The organism is Pseudomonas sp. SC11 (assembly GCF_047039205.1).
Lineage (GTDB): Bacteria > Pseudomonadota > Gammaproteobacteria > Pseudomonadales > Pseudomonadaceae > Aquipseudomonas > Aquipseudomonas boreofloridensis.
In genome coordinates, this window is the sequence record NZ_CP178183.1 from 1,964,806 (window position 1) to 1,979,732 (window position 14,927).

11 protein-coding genes are annotated in these 14,927 nt (G+C 59.3%); 2 read left to right on the forward strand and 9 right to left on the reverse strand.

From position 1 onward, the window contains the following. Nucleotides 1-38: 38 nt before the first annotated feature. From ACK2SD_RS09195 to ccoN, 6 genes are all read right to left on the reverse strand, one after another. A complete protein-coding gene (locus ACK2SD_RS09195) occupies nucleotides 39-4,490 on the reverse strand; it encodes an RHS repeat-associated core domain-containing protein (protein WP_412461936.1) in 4,452 nt (1,483 codons plus the stop codon). After that, complete coding sequence (locus ACK2SD_RS09200; protein WP_412461937.1) at nucleotides 4,487-7,942, reverse strand: hypothetical protein; 3,456 nt, start codon at nucleotides 7,940-7,942, stop codon at nucleotides 4,487-4,489. The genes ACK2SD_RS09195 and ACK2SD_RS09200 overlap by 4 nt, the downstream gene beginning before the upstream one ends. 415 nt (nucleotides 7,943-8,357) lie before the next feature. After that, on the reverse strand, nucleotides 8,358-9,293 hold the full coding sequence (gene ccoP / locus ACK2SD_RS09205; protein ID WP_412461938.1) for a cytochrome-c oxidase, cbb3-type subunit III: 936 nt from the start codon (nucleotides 9,291-9,293) through the stop codon (nucleotides 8,358-8,360). Then, on the reverse strand, nucleotides 9,290-9,508 hold the full coding sequence (locus ACK2SD_RS09210) for a cbb3-type cytochrome oxidase subunit 3 (RefSeq protein WP_029614905.1): 219 nt from the start codon (nucleotides 9,506-9,508) through the stop codon (nucleotides 9,290-9,292). Before ACK2SD_RS09210 ends, ccoP begins: the two co-directional genes overlap by 4 nt. Before the next feature lie 5 nt (nucleotides 9,509-9,513). Continuing rightward, nucleotides 9,514-10,122, reverse strand: a complete 609-nt coding sequence (gene ccoO / locus ACK2SD_RS09215; protein WP_039578822.1) for a cytochrome-c oxidase, cbb3-type subunit II — start codon at nucleotides 10,120-10,122, stop codon at nucleotides 9,514-9,516. A gap of 13 nt (nucleotides 10,123-10,135) precedes the next feature. Further along, nucleotides 10,136-11,560, reverse strand: coding sequence for a cytochrome-c oxidase, cbb3-type subunit I (ccoN, locus tag ACK2SD_RS09220; RefSeq protein WP_295482198.1), 1,425 nt, complete (start codon nucleotides 11,558-11,560; stop codon nucleotides 10,136-10,138). A gap of 49 nt (nucleotides 11,561-11,609) precedes the next feature. On the opposite strand from ccoN, the gene ACK2SD_RS09225 reads away from it, so the two are divergent. Continuing rightward, on the forward strand, nucleotides 11,610-12,329 hold the full coding sequence (locus ACK2SD_RS09225) for an alpha/beta family hydrolase (RefSeq protein WP_412461939.1): 720 nt from the start codon (nucleotides 11,610-11,612) through the stop codon (nucleotides 12,327-12,329). A gap of 20 nt (nucleotides 12,330-12,349) precedes the next feature. Here the strand turns inward: ACK2SD_RS09225 and ACK2SD_RS09230 are convergent, their stop codons facing one another. Together ACK2SD_RS09230 and ACK2SD_RS09235 are read right to left on the reverse strand one after the other, a co-directional pair. After that, nucleotides 12,350-12,634 carry a pyrimidine/purine nucleoside phosphorylase gene (locus ACK2SD_RS09230; protein WP_029615045.1) on the reverse strand — a complete coding sequence of 95 codons (285 nt, stop codon included), beginning with the start codon at nucleotides 12,632-12,634 and terminating at the stop codon, nucleotides 12,350-12,352. A 72-nt stretch (nucleotides 12,635-12,706) separates the two neighbouring features. Further along, nucleotides 12,707-13,258: an exonuclease domain-containing protein gene (locus ACK2SD_RS09235; protein WP_317872372.1), complete on the reverse strand. Its 552-nt coding sequence runs from the start codon at nucleotides 13,256-13,258 to the stop codon at nucleotides 12,707-12,709. A gap of 206 nt (nucleotides 13,259-13,464) precedes the next feature. On the opposite strand from ACK2SD_RS09235, the gene ACK2SD_RS09240 reads away from it, so the two are divergent. Further along, nucleotides 13,465-14,265 (forward strand): substrate-binding periplasmic protein, encoded by an 801-nt coding sequence (locus tag ACK2SD_RS09240; RefSeq protein WP_295482188.1) that lies wholly within the window; start codon nucleotides 13,465-13,467, stop codon nucleotides 14,263-14,265. A 3-nt stretch (nucleotides 14,266-14,268) separates the two neighbouring features. Here ACK2SD_RS09240 and ACK2SD_RS09245 read toward each other — a convergent pair whose 3' ends face one another. Next, on the reverse strand, nucleotides 14,269-14,796 hold the full coding sequence (locus ACK2SD_RS09245; protein ID WP_029615047.1) for an RNA polymerase factor sigma-70: 528 nt from the start codon (nucleotides 14,794-14,796) through the stop codon (nucleotides 14,269-14,271). Between the last annotated feature and the right edge of the window lie 131 nt (nucleotides 14,797-14,927).

Here is a 14,927-nt window from a genome sequence, read left to right on the forward strand (position 1 = left end):
TTGACTATCGAGATCTCCAATGAAGATTGGCTTTAAGGCTACAACCGTGCATCCAGTGCCGTCAGGTAACCCCCATAGATACGCCTGTAAAACAAAGGATTGCTATACAACTTGTTTCCACGGCAGTGGAGACAATCGACAGCGGTGTAGCTGCGTCCTTCTGCTGCGAGCGACTCAAGAACTTCATTCAGCGCCACAGGTTTGTTGACGAGCACAACATCGACCGCCTTTTCCTCGGCTAGCCGCTTAACCATCATTCGGAACGGGGCTCGCTCGTACTCTTTGATGATCTCGGTCGATGCTTTGCCCGGTACCAGCTCTCTAAGCTCATAGTTACCAATCTTGCTACCTGACCGATAGGTTTGAACAACCGGTCGTTTGCCACTAATGAAAGAGCTCAGGGATTTCACATCTGACGGGTCAGTCCTGACGACAGCCCTGAATCCGTTTTGGGTAAAGAAGTTTGTTTCTGCTTCCCAGGGGGAAACAAACGATGGGGGGGTGTCGAAGCCAGAGGTCATAGGGCCGGCCACTCGCTTGCCATGGGAAATCACCTTGAGCCTCCCACTGCTAGAGCCGCCAGGATAGAGCGTGTAAGCGCTACCTGCGCCCGTGGTGTTAGCCGACGAACCCCCGTTTAATGAATACTCGGCAGGTTTCACTGATAGGCGTGAACGTATTCCCCGCAGCCGCTGCAACGATTTACCTGCGCTTTTCACCAGGGACGGAAGCGCAGTCAAAGCCGCAACCGCCTGGGATGCCATCGATGCCCACCCCAGTTTCTCTGCCAGTTCCGGGTTGTCCTGTTCCACGGCCATTTTCGTGACATCCAGCGCTACCGACACCATCGTACTGACTACCAGCGCTGCAGCCACCATAACCGATAAGCCGCCAGCCATCCCCGGAAGACTCGCCAACGCCATCACGACGTGTCCCGCCCCTTCCAGGCGCGAGGACAAACGCGGGTTGCTCTGGCGCTGGGCCATGCCCGCGGCGGTGACGGCCGCGCCCACCATGATTGCCGTACAAAGCGCCATGCCGATCCCGGCCATTACCGGCCCCGCGGCCCCAAACGTGAGGATGGTCGCCGCGATAGCGACAACCACGAAAACCGCCAACGCAACCCATTGCCACCAGGGAACCGCCTCGTGCACCGGCGGCTGGGTTGCACTGATTGCCGAGTCAAGCCGAGCCAGGCTTTGAGCTTGATCGCGCCGGCTGAGCATGATGTGCCCGCTGGGGTCATGCCAATTCACAGGGTCCCCGCCGGCGCAATACGCCCGATCATTGAGCCCGCCAGCGCCGAACGGGCTCCAGCTGTCACGTTGATAGAACGCCCGGTGACGGGGGTCATAGACACGATAGCCATTGCCCAGATGAGCGCACCCGGTCGCAGGGTCCAACCGTTGCCCGTCACGGCCCAGGCCACTGAGCATCGCTTGAATGCTGGCCAAAGGTGCTTCTCCCCAGGGCGTGAACGCCAACGACCGATGTTGCCAGGCACCCTTGGCATCTACCCAGTACTCATCGCCACCGACCTGTTGCGGGTCGCCCAGAACGAAGAGCTGTGTCTCTGCAGTTCCCTGACCGTTCTTGATGACCACCCCCGCGTGTTCGTCCAGCGTCAGGGAACGGACGACCTTGCCTTCTTTGTCTAGCCAGGTTTCACCGCAGAGCACATCACCCGTGTAAGCAAGAACCCGACGCTGGTTGTCCGCTGCGATCCATTGGCTGATCAAACAGTCATTTTCGTCGTACTCGTAATAAGTCGAAGGCGTTGGCTGACCTTTTTCGGTGACCGAGCGCAACCTGCCGGTATCCGAATACGCGAGGGCCTGATCGCGTTCGTTGAGCGTCAGGCGACCCCCGTCATCGTACGTGTAGGTCAACAATCGAGCTGTACCGGGTTGGCCGCCCTTTGGCGTCAGTTGAGTACTTTGCTGGGTGCGGCGGGTGGGGTGATCGCTGTCATAGGCATAGGTCAGTTGTTCCACATCACCATTCACGCGTGTGGTGCTGCACTCGGTAAGGTTGCCCAGCGCATCGTACTTGTAGCGCTGTTCCTTAATGGTGTGCCCTTGAGTGTCCTTGACCTCATTGCCTGAGGTCGCCTCGACCGTCCATTTCTGCAGTTCATCACGCGTCCCGCTGACGCTGGTGTAATAGATGAATGTCTCGGTACGAGCCGGCGTGGATTGGCCATCGCGGAACAAGACTTTGCTGGTCAACTGTCCGATGGACGACCAGGTCTGCACGTAGCGCGTCTTGGTCTGGTCATCGAGCCGATACAGCCTTTCAACTTCATTACCCAGCTTGTCGTACGTATAGGACACGACCATGGTTCGGCCTGTGTTCAGGTCACGCACGGTCATGCGCTGGCATTGGCCCAAGGCGGTGTATTCATACCAGTACTCCAGCGAGCCACGGACAACACGGTCACATTGTCCCTGCGGGCCACTCCAGGCTTGGCTGCTCACGCCATTGGCATGTTTCGCCCGCTGAACCTGGCCACGCAAGGACACCAACGCTTCCTGCCGCTGTTGCTGGGCATGCACGGTGCGGTTGAAATGCCAGGCTCCAAGCAGCAGCGGGGTCAGGTCCTCACTGGTGACCTTGCTCTGCTGAGTACCCTGCGCCGGGCGCTCCGCCTTGAGGGACTGGGTCAGCTTATTGAAGTTGAACGCGGCGAGCAGGGTACCCTTACTATCATCCTTACCCTGTGCATACCACTCGACACGGTTGTCGGTTTCTTTGGTATAGAACTTCTTACCGTCTGGCTCAGTGACTTTTCCGGCTTGCTCGCTATAAGCCAAACCGTTTTTGGCCCCAATCACCTGGCCAGTGACAACGTCACCCTGGTTGCCGCTACCCTTCAGCGTCTGGTTGCCGAGGAGCTGGCTTGGCTTGCCCTTGGCCTTGATGCTGACGCTGGTCGGTACCGAACTGACTCCCTGATAACTCCAGGTGATTACCGACTGGTCGGGTTGAGTGCGTGATAGGGGTCGATCCAAATCATCCCAGGTCGTGGTCCATTCACGCGTTTTAACCGTTTGGTCCTTCATGGGCACATGCTGCTTGAGGGCCACGTTGCGCCCACGGGCATCGATGACTCCCTCGGTTCTCAGTGCCTGGGTCTCATCACTGCTGTCTTGCCCGCTCCAGAGTGCAGACGAAACCGTCACGGACCCTGCAGCATGGTTCACCTGCTGCTGCCGGCGGGTGAACTGGATGCCGCCCTGCAAGAGCGCTAGCGCCGAGTGGTGGGTCAGTGTCGGTTCACTCTTGGCGTTCTGTTCGACGACAGGATCGGCAGACAACTCCCAGAAATGCAGGTGCGGTTGCGCGGGAGCCTGGAGTGGCTTGTCATCGTGGGTGCAAAGGCCGCCTGGCAGAAAATCGTAGGCCTTGACCCTTTCAGGCGCCTCGCCTCGACCCCAGGTGCTTTCCTCGAGCAGTACGAATTCGCTCGTGTCGCTCGCTTCACGTTGCATTTCGCGTCTGACTGCGCGCTGCAAGCCGTCGTATAGCGTGCGCTGCTGGCGGCCGTCCGCGTTGAGGGTTATCAACCAGGTGCCCGAACCCGTTTCCGTGTGGGTGATGCGCTGTTGTTCGATCGGCTTGAGCGCTTTGACCTCTCCAGAATCGAACGCCTTGGCATCGTACGAGTACGTCACACTGTGGGCCCCTCGGCCCCGTGTGTCGTAATCATGGCAGGAGAAACGCACAGGCTTGCCGTCACCATCCTGATGCGACTCGCGTAGCAGCCGACCACTCAACGCCGACTGGATCTGCTGGCTGAGGATGGCATCGCCGCCCGCGATCATGGGGGCCGTGGTGACGAGCTTCCACGTGTTGGGCTGTTTTCCTGGGTAAGTGGTTTCCGTGATCGTCTGCGTGCTGCGAGCGGTGTTGTCCTTGTACCAGGTCGTGGCTGTCCGGGTGATGCTGCGCAATGCGCCGCTCACTTTATTGGCTTGGCTCTGGATCAACGTAACTTTGATGCCACTCCAGGACGTGGCAAGTGATACCGTCCAGTCCTTTGCCTCTGATTGGACACTGGCGACCGTGACACCTTCGAGTACCAGCACGGTGTCAGGCATCAGCCGGCCCTGTGCATCCTGGGTCGACTTCGAATAACCACAAAGCGTCAGGGTGGCCGCCGAAGTGGCCGTGCCGTCGAACGCCAGGTATTCCAGGCGAGCCATCAAGGGTGGTTGGTGGGGATCGACGATCTTCGGGCAGACCAACGCGGCGGCATCTGCCAGCAAGGTTTCATCAGCAAGTTTGAGCCCGCTGATCAATTCACTGATCGCGGGTAACTGATCGCCACGAGTGCCCTTATCGGTGTCCGCTGCTGAGTAGTAGCGCAAGCAGGTCGTCTGCCCATCACTGGTAACCGTCGAACTCGGTTGACCTTGTTGGGTATAAGCAGCCAGTGTGCTTTCGACTTGCGAGGCGTTCGGAGAAGGTGCGTTGGTCGTGTCGTTCATGGCAGCTGCTCCACGGTTGAAGCGGTGGTCAGAGACTCGGTGGTCACTTCGATTTTGACAGGGCGTGATAATGTCAAATGCTTGTAATTGTTTGCCGGGGCGGTGGCGGGATAGGTGAAGCGTGTTGTACGCCGGGAGTCGCCAGGTTGTTCTTCAATAATCGAATCAACCACTCGCACTCCGCCATTGAAGGTCCATATGGTGATGACAAAAGGCCCAGTGGTTCCTTCGACACTACCCAGCTGCCGTTTATGTAGTTGTTCTATGACGTATTCGCCTGTCCATTTATAGTAATGGGCAATACACGACTGTCCGGCACCTGGGACCAGCGTATGCATTTCGACGCGTGGGGCCACGTTGATTGATTCCCCTGGTGAATTGTAATGTACGACTTCCAGCGAACCATCTTCTTCTGCAATGCCGGTTAGCACACGATCCAACACGGGATCGAAGTCATAATTGAAAAAAACATGGCGCTCTGGTGTTTGTATCTGCCCGATACGATGCCGCTTGATCGATTCCAGCAGGCAGTTTCGGATGTCCAGTGTGACCTCATAGCCTTCAGGTGTATCAGGCCATACCGTGAATGTGCTCTGCGACGAGCCTTGCGCAACGATCGAGCCATGATTGGCCCGGAGCAGTACAGTGCTTGCATCTTTGATAGTGTCAAGCCGAATATGCCCATTAATACCCTGCCAAGCCAGCTTAAGCTCCCCGCCTTGTGGAGCGCGAATAGTCGTTGTCACCAGTACCAGGCTCTCGCGCTTAATATCCGCTAACTCTGCTTTCCAAGTGTCACGATGTTTCTTCAGGTCTGCAATTTGATCGCTCGTGATCTTTTCCTTGTCGATCCACTGGGTCAGGTTAGCGATGATTTTTTCCAACTTCTCTTTCAGCGCTTTTTTGAACTTTATACCAGCTTCTTTTCCATCATGGGTGGCGGGTAACTTGAGTACCTCTTGGCGTGCCTCGACGCCTGGTGGTATCTGGATGGTCAGGGAGGTCAACGCATTTTCATTGCCCTCGACAGAGGTTATACGGTAGCCATCCTGATCAAGAAATTGTTTCTTGTCGGCACTCAGTGACTTCATTTGTGCCTTGGTCAAGGTCAATGTTTGGCCGCTGCTCAAGGTCAATAAGCGACGCCGATTATCGAAGTAGGAGAAGCGAAACGCCCAGCCGTCACCCAAGCCTCCTTCGTTGGCACGTACCGCAGAATAATGGAGTGTCAGGTCCAACTCAGGACCTTGACCTGAAAGCCCTTTCAATGCGGCGACTGGGTAATGGGCATGGAATAAACCGGTGTTCTCGTCCACACCGTTGTCTCGAGCCCCCCCCGTATCGTAGACATGCGCTCCCAAGGTCATACAACGATCAACACACATCGTACTATCCGGGCTAAATGAAGCGATGTGGTCGTCTGGCTTATTTATCTCTAATTTGAAAGGATTGGCCCAGGGGCTTTGAGATGTAAAGTAGGCTCCGATTACGCCTGCGGACGCTAAGGATGGTGAATAGAATGGCGGCGACAAACATAATGTATTTATAATGAACATCCCATCTTTAGTAGTGGGCAGTGAAATTCTAAGAAAGAGTGAGCTATTCAATGAGCCATCCCTAGTTTTTCCGGGGGTTGGAACAGCAACAGGTGCTACGCTCAAAAAGCGGACCCCAGCCCTTAGCGTTTGGGGTTCAAGCTTCAACTGGATCATCTGGTCAGGCATTATCGCAGTGTCACCGAATACAAAGCCCTGAGGAGATGTTGGTGTGTAGGGTATATTAGGATTTGAATGAGATGGCGGGTTGCGCAAAATTTGGTTTTTCAGGCGGTGCCTCGCTAGATTTTCTATACCGGCTGAATTTTGGCGTCTTCCAGAGTTAACAGATATATGGGGGATTACTGTACGTGTCATTTCGAGGCGCAGTTGATCATCGGTAGTAGAATGTTTTGTGGGTCGCTGTATACGCAAAGTGGCTGTCATGCCGAGCCTTTTAGGAAGCCACACGGCCGGCTTGTCTTCGGAAGTCTGAGTATCATTACTTGCTGAAGGTTGGCTCCTAGAGACTACATCAGGCATGCCGCTGCGTCGCATAACCTTCATCACCTTTTTGATAAATGATTCAGCTGATTCGCTGCGTGTGCCGGGGCCCGTCGAGTACTCAGTGTTCAAGCGATAACAAACGTAACCTGTGCGAATGTCCTGCAGTGTCAATTCCAGCGGATAGATCTTGGCTCTTTCAGCGCCGCTCTCATCGAACCCTCCGAAGAAAAACTCGTATCCAGCCTTTTCAGCTTCAGCCCTAGCGCTCACCAGAGAATTTGCTATCTGAAGTAACTGCTCGCTCATTGGAATGGGCTGACCGGGTTGACTGCTGTCAGGTAACAGCGGCACCCACTCATCGTTTTCCTCCAAAGGCGCGCTCATCACGATGCGCAATGGAACCCCCGCGCACTTCCATTGCCCGGAGGTGCCCTTCGCGTTGTCGAGTTCCAGGGCAAGATAATCATCCACCGGTGAGGCTTGCAGCTTTTTAGCCAAAGCTGCCGGCCATTTACCCTGCTCTAACTCATCAGCACTTGCTTTGAAGACGACCGGCGACCCCTTCAATGGCATGCCTGTAACATCATCGTGTACGTGGACCCGCAACTCTTCATCCGCCGTCAATGCTCGCGGCGCGGTGAAGTTTCCGTGAGATACCCACGGCGCGGCATCCACGGTGACCGACAGCTCCGAGAACTGGGGTATCCACAGGGCGTTACCCTGATCGCTCGGGCTGATACTGATACCGTCATCCGCCAGCACGCCGGCCCGCAGCACCTCGCTGTGCTTTATCACCGCCTCACACAGCGCCTTTGCCCGAGCAGAGGAATCGGTACTGGCTTCGAAGGTCACTACAATCGACTCCAGCAAGCCTTGACTGACACGGTCACGCACCTGAACGCACACACGTTGTGCCGCCTGGAAATCGACGTTCGCCAAATTGTGGGCCATTACCTGATTGGCCGCGAACGGTGCATTGGTGAACAGCCGCGCATAGGTGGAATACACCCAAAGACGGTTGTAATCCTCATGGGAGGACGCGGCGATGCAGTCTGCCGTGGAGTAACTTATTTCGCCGGGCTCGAAAGTTTCTCCTTTGATAACGCCGGCATGAAGCATCTTGGCGTCGTACACCAATGTGTCATTGTCACGAATCGCCTTGATCAGTGCCGCCGGCCATTTAGCCTGAGTGCGATTATCCGCTGTGGCTTTTAACGCAACGACCTTCAACACACGCCCATCCCGTCGGTCAACCGCCCATACGCGGATGACCTCGTCCAACGCAAGATCCCTGTCAGCCAACAAGTAACAAGGCGAAGTCCATTCACATTTCGGAATACCGATGCGCTCTTCGGTGAAACCAATCATGCTCGGTAGGGCGTCGTGGAAAGGCGTGGAGACAACGTTCATGGGAACTCCTTGCTGGTGTTTGCCATTTCGTGGACTCAAATCGCGAACGCACTGCGCGGCCGGCGTATGTGACCTCGCTCTATGCCGCCAATGGGCGTTGCTTGGGGGGTTGATATCGAAATCGGTAGCCTGCGGTGCGAATCTGCACTCACCTTGTTCCCCTGATGGGCGTTCGGCAACTCACAAAAATGACAGTGGGTATGTATACAGTGGCGTGTTCGAGAAGGTGGTGCACCGAAACGGTGGCGGGGGATACGTGACGCAAGAGAGACCTAGGCAAGTCGGGGCTGGATGTGTTGGCCGAGGTCTTGGTGGGAGATGCAGAAAGGGTATGGCGTATGCCTGACGGGTGTCAGGCCTACGGGAGAGGCGGACTGCTCCAGCGAAGAAGGCGCTTGAGCAGCCCGCCTGGGTGTTACTCGTGAGTAGCGTTTACAGGAGCCTGCGACAGGCTATACACATAGGCAGCCAACAGGTGGACCTTGTCGTTGCCCTGGATATCGGCCTGGGCCGGCATCTGGCCCTGGCGGCCGTAGCGGATGGTCTGCTGCAACTGGGCGAAGCTCGAACCGTAGATGAACGCTTGGGGGTGAGTCAGGTCCGGGGCGCCCATGGCCGGAGTGCCTTTGCCTTCAGGGCCGTGGCAGGCCACGCAGCTGCTGGCAAAGATGTCCTTGCCCTTGGCCGCGTCGGCTTTCACGCCTTCCGGCAGGCTGCGTCCGTCCAGGTTGGTCAGCACGAAGGCTGCCACATCCGCCACGCCTTGCTCGCCGATCACTTCGGCCCAGGCGGGCATCACGCCATGGCGACCATTCATGATCGACGCCTTGATGGTCTCCGGCTCGCCGCCCCAGCGCCAGTCCTTGTCGGTGAGGTTAGGGAAACCGTAGGCGCCCTTGGCGTCGGAGCCGTGGCACACGGCGCAGTTGGAGGCGAACAGGCGTGCGCCCATTTTCAGCGCCTTTGGATCCTTGGCCACGTCCTCGACCGGCATGGCGGCGAACTTGGCGAAGATCGGACCGAACTTGGCGTCGGCCTTGTCCATCTCCTTCTGCCATTCGCCGACTTGGGTCCAGCCGTCCTCGTAGCCGGGCAGGATGCCTTTCCAGTTGCCCAGGCCCGGATAGAGGATCAGGTAGCCGACCGAGAACACCAAGGTGCCGACGAACAGCCAGAACCACCACTTGGGCAGCGGGTTGTCATATTCCTCGATGCCATCGAAGCTGTGGCCCATGGTCTGGTCGGTGGTATTGCTGCTCTCGCCCTTGCGGGTGCCCAGCAGCAACCAGGTCAGGCCGATCAGGCTGCCGAGGGTCAGTACGCTGATGTAGGTACTCCAGAAGGTGGTCATTGCCCGTTACTCCTCACCACTGCAGTCACGGCTGCGCTCGCAGCCGCGGGTTCCTGCCCGGCAGGGGGCAGGCGGTCGTCGTCGAAGGGCAGCAGGCGCGCTTCGGCGAAATCACGGTCGCGGCGCCGGTTGAACACCCACAGCGACAGGCCGATGAAGGCCACCAGCACCACCAGGGTGCCCAGGCCGCGGATCATGCCGATGTCGAATTCCATCGTGCTTACCTCTTGTTCTTGATCGAGGTGCCCAGCACCTGCAGGTAGGCCACCAGCGCGTCCATCTCGGTCTTGCCCTTGACCGCGTCGCGGGCACCGGCGATGTCCTCGTCGGTATAGGGCACGCCGAGCGAGCGCATCACGCGCAGCTTGGTGTCGGTATGGCTGCTGTCCACCGGCTGGGCTACCAGCCAGGGATAGGCCGGCATCTTCGACTCAGGCACCACGTTGCGCGGGTTGTACAGGTGCGCGCGGTGCCAGTCGTCCGAGTAGCGCGCGCCCACGCGGGCCAGGTCTGGACCTGTGCGCTTGGAACCCCACAGGAACGGGTGGTCCCAGACGCTTTCACCGGCTACCGAGTAGTGGCCGTAGCGCTCGGTTTCGGCGCGGAACGGACGGATCATCTGCGAGTGGCAGCCCACGCAGCCTTCGCGGATGTAGATGTCGCGGCCTTCGAGTTGCAGCGCGGTGTAGGGCTTCATGCCTTCGACCGGCTTGTTGGTGACGTCCTGGAAGAACAGCGGGACGATTTGCGTGAGGCCGCCGATGCTGACGGCGAACACCATCAGCAAGGCCAGCAGGCCGACGTTTTTCTCGATGACTTCATGTTTCATCTGGTGTCTCTCCTCAAGCCAGCTGGGCGTTCGCAGGGGCGACGTCAAGGGCTGGCGAACGCACGGTGCGCCAGGTGTTCCAGGCCATCAGGAACATGCCGCTGAGGAAGATCGCACCGCCGACGAAGCGCACGATGAAGCCGGGATGGCTGGCGACCAGGGTCTCGACGAACGAGTAGGTCAGCGTGCCGTCGCTGTTCACTGCGCGCCACATCAGGCCCTGGGCGATGCCGTTGACCCACATCGAGGCGATGTACAGCACGGTGCCGATGGTAGCCAGCCAGAAGTGCGCGTTGATCAGGCCCAGGCTGTACATCTGCTGCTTGCCGAACACCTTGGGGATGGTGTGGTACAGCGCGCCGATGGAGATCATCGCCACCCAGCCCAGGGCACCAGCGTGAACGTGACCGATGGTCCAGTCGGTGTAGTGGGAGAGGGCGTTGACAGTCTTGATCGCCATCATCGGGCCTTCGAAGGTGGACATGCCGTAGAACGCCAGCGACACCACCAGGAAGCGCAGGATCGGGTCGCTGCGCAGTTTGTGCCAGGCCCCGGAGAGGGTCATCATGCCGTTGATCATGCCGCCCCAGCTCGGTGCCAGCAGTACCAGGGACATGATCATGCCCAGCGACTGGGCCCAGTCGGGCAGGGCGGTGTAGTGCAGGTGGTGCGGGCCGGCCCAGATGTACAGGGTGATCAGCGCCCAGAAGTGGACGATCGACAGGCGATAGGAATACACCGGACGCTCGGCCTGCTTGGGCACGTAGTAGTACATCATCCCCAGGAAGCCGGCAGTGAGGAAGAAGCCGACGGCGTTGTGGCCGTACCACCACTGGACCATGGCGTCGGTGGCACCGGCGTAGACCGAGTAGGACTTGGTCAGGCTGACGGGCACTTCCAGGTTGTTGACGATGTGCAGGATCGCCACGGTGAGGATGAAGGCGCCGAAGAACCAGTTGCCCACGTAGATGTGCTTGGTGGTGCGCTTCATCAGCGTGCCGAAGAACACGATGGCGTAGCAGACCCAGACGATGGTGATCAGCACGTCGATCGGCCATTCCAGTTCGGCGTATTCCTTGGAACTGGTGTAGCCCAGTGGCAGGCTGATCGCCGCCAGCAGGATCACCAGTTGCCAGCCCCAGAAGGTGAAGGCCGCCAGCTTGGGCGCGAACAGCAGGGTCTGGCAGGTGCGTTGCACCGAGTAGTAGGAGGTGGCGAACAGCGCACAACCACCGAAGGCGAAGATCACCGCGTTGGTGTGCAAGGGTCGCAGGCGGCCGAAACTGGTCCACGGCAGGTCGAAGTTGAGGCTTGGCCAAACGAGTTGCGCGGCGATGAAGACGCCGAGCCCCATCCCGACGATGCCCCACACCACCGTCATGATGGCGAATTGGCGGACCACCTTGTAGTTATAGGCGGTACTGCTGGTTGTGTTCATGTATGGGTTCCCATCCACGGTTATAGGCAGGCTAAACAGCGAGGCAAGCATGAAAGATGGGCAATTTGCCTGTATTGATTCGGATCAATGGGCCCAAGTGGGAAATATCCCAGGCTTGCGCGTCGATCCCCCGCAAATTCGGGGGGATCAGACGTGTTCGTGGGGCTTGATCCTGGCCCATGGCGCCGGCGCGCCCATGGACAGCGCGTTCATGGAGTCGATGGCGCAAAGGCTGGCGAGGCTTGGCGTAGGCGTCATTCGCTTTGAATTTTCCTACATGGCCGAGCGGCGGATAAACGGCGGCAAGCGCCCACCCAATCCGCAGCCGGTGCTGCTCGAGGGTTGGCGTGAGGTGTACAGGCAGGTGCGACCATTGGTCACAGGACCGCTGGCGATTGGCGGCAAGTCCATGGGCGGGCGCATGGCCAGTCTGCTGGCCGACGAATTGGCTGCCGATGCGCTGGTCTGCCTGGGTTATCCGTTCTACGCCGTGGGCAAGCCGCAGAAACCCAGGGTCGAGCACCTGGCGGCGTTGCGCACGCCGACGCTGATCGTTCAGGGCGAGCGCGATGCGTTGGGCAATCGTGAGGCGGTGGCGGGCTACGCGCTGTCAGCGGCGATCGAGCTGAGCTGGCTGGTGGCGGGTGACCATGACCTCAAGCCGCTGAAAGCGTCCGGGTTCAGTCATGAGCAGCATCTGCAGACGGCTGCCGAGCGGGTGGCGCAGTTCCTGGACGAACGGCACCGGCCGCCGACGCTGCACCGGTAGGTGCAGCGGTTGCACTGCGATCAGTCGCGGTACTCGCACAGGTAGGCGGTGTCGACCTTGACCTGCAACTGGAACTTGCTGTCGGCGGGCACGTTGAACTGGGTGCCGGCGGCGAAGGTTTCCCAGGTGTCGCTGCCGGGCAGCTTGACGGTCAGCGCACCGGACACCACGTGCATGATCTCGCGCTTGGCGGTGCCGAACTCGTATTCGCCCGGGGCCATCACGCCCACGGTGGCCGGACCTTCTTCGCCGCTGAAGGCGATCGACTTGACGGTGCCGTTGAAGTATTCGTTGACCTGGAACATGGGCCACTCCTGAACAGGGGCTGGAAAAAGGCTGGCCAGTATGCCCAAGCCCCGCGTGCCCGTCATCTGCTTTCAGGCACCGCTGGCCGGCAGGCTCAAGGGCAGCAAACGTGCGGTGTTGCGTGCATCCTCCAGGGCCCGGTGCTGCTGCCCGGTGAACTGCAGTCCGGCCAGTTGCAGGGCGCTGTTCAGACCGGTGGGTCGCTGCAAGTGACGGGCTTTGGCAAAGCGCTGCTTGAGGTTGATGTGCGGCACTTGGGCGAGCAGGCTGTCGAGTTGATGGTGCTGCCATTCCTGGAGCAATTGCAGACGGTCGTAGTCGCCCCAGCTAACCCAGGCCTGCAACTGCTGACGGTGATGGCCCAGCCAGCGCTCGAACTGCGCCCAGACCTCGGCGAACGACGCGGCTGCATCGACGCTGGCCTGGTTGATATGCGTGAGCTGCCGGCAGAAGGGCGTCAGTTGTGGGCGTCGACGCGGTTTGACGAAGCGCTGGAAGTGATCCACCTCGCGCCCTTCGCGGGTGACCAGGCTCGCGCCGATCTCGATGATTTCCATGTCGGTGACCGGCCAGCCACCGTCGTCGGTGGTGGCTTCAAGATCGATGACCAGCCAGTGGCCCATACCTGGTTTCCTTGCTCAGCGCCTAGGGATCGCGACGTCTGCAGGGCGCTCCAGCGTCGCGGCCCCTAGAGCGTAGCCAATCCTCGACCCTTACGGCATCCCCTGGCAGATTGCCGCTACTTTGGCGCAAGCAGCGGTTGTGCCCTGATGGGAAAACGCCTAGCTTAGGCGTTTCCAAGTCAACACCCTGTGATCGAGCGTCTCCCGTGATTCCTCTGCCCGGCCTCAAGGCCCTGCCATCGTTGCTGATGCTCGCTGCACTGTGCGTGGGCGGGGCAGTCCACGCTGCCGAGGTGATCGAAGTGCGCATCGGCGCAGCGCATTTCCCGCCCTACACGGTGCGCCCGGAGCAGGGCGCCGACACCGGGCTGCTCCCGCAACTGGCCGAGGCGCTCAACCAACTACAGGCCGGTTACCGCTTCGTCCTGGTGCCGACTTCGATCCCACGGCGCTTCGGCGACTTCCAGCAGGGCCGCACCGACATGGCGATCTTCGAAAACCCGCAGTGGGGTTGGCAGCAGATCCCGCACAGCGCCGTGGACATGGGGCTGGAGGATGCCGAGGTGTTCGTTGCCCGTCGCCAGCCGGGACGCGACCAGCCGTACTTCGACGAACTGGCGGGCAAGCGCCTGGCGCTGTTCAGCGGCTATCACTATGCGTTCGCCGACTTCAATGCCGACCCGGATTACCTGAAGAAGGCTTATCAGGCCAATCTCACCTACTCCCACGACAGTAACCTGTCGATGGTCCAGCACGGTCGCGTCGACATTGCGCTGGTGACGCGCTCCTACCTGAGCGACTACCTCAAGCGCAATCCGGCCAAGGCCACCGAGTTGCTGGCTTCGCAACGTGTCGATCAGGTCTACCATCACTACGCGCTGCTGCGCCCCGGTGCGCCGATCAGTGCCGAGGCGTTCGCGCAACTGATGCAACGCCTGCGCGAGCGCGGCACCTTGGCTGCACTGTTCGATCCCTACCGCATCACCGTGCAGGCGCCGCGGCCTTGACGCTCAGCCCTGGCGGCTGTTCTTGCGGCAATGGATCAGGGCATCGCGGATCATGAAGTTGACCAGCGTCGGCGAGACCCCGAGCTCCTTGGCGATGTCCTTCTGCGGCACGCCGTGCAGGCGGTACATCTCGAAGGCGTAGCGGGTGCGCTTGGGCAGTTCGTTGAGCGACTCGGCGATGTGCTCCAGGGTGGCCAGGTTGATGTGGGTGGCCTCTGGCGAAGCATTCTGGATCACCACGTTCAGACCCTCTTCCTCGCTGCCCGAGTACCTGAGCTCCATGGCCTGCTTGCGATAGTGGTCGATGGCCAGGTTGCGCACGATCTGGAACAGATAGCTGAGCTGGGCCTTGAACGACGACGTGATCTGCGGCGCGGAACCGAGCCGGAAGAAGGCGTCCTGCACCACATCCTCGGCGCGCGAGCGGCACCCGGTGATGCGGGCGGCGATCTTCACGAGGATGCTGCGGTTGTCGACGAAGGCCTGGAGCAGTGGTGAATCGCACTTACTTGTGGATAGTTGTTCCGCCATGGAAATCACCTTGTCTCTAAAGGAAAAGGGTGCACAACGTGAAAGCGTGCTCCCTGCAACGTGCGACAAACTATTCGTAATGATAATGATTGTCAAATACAGAAGTGAGTGAGTCTCTATTCGCTCTCGAT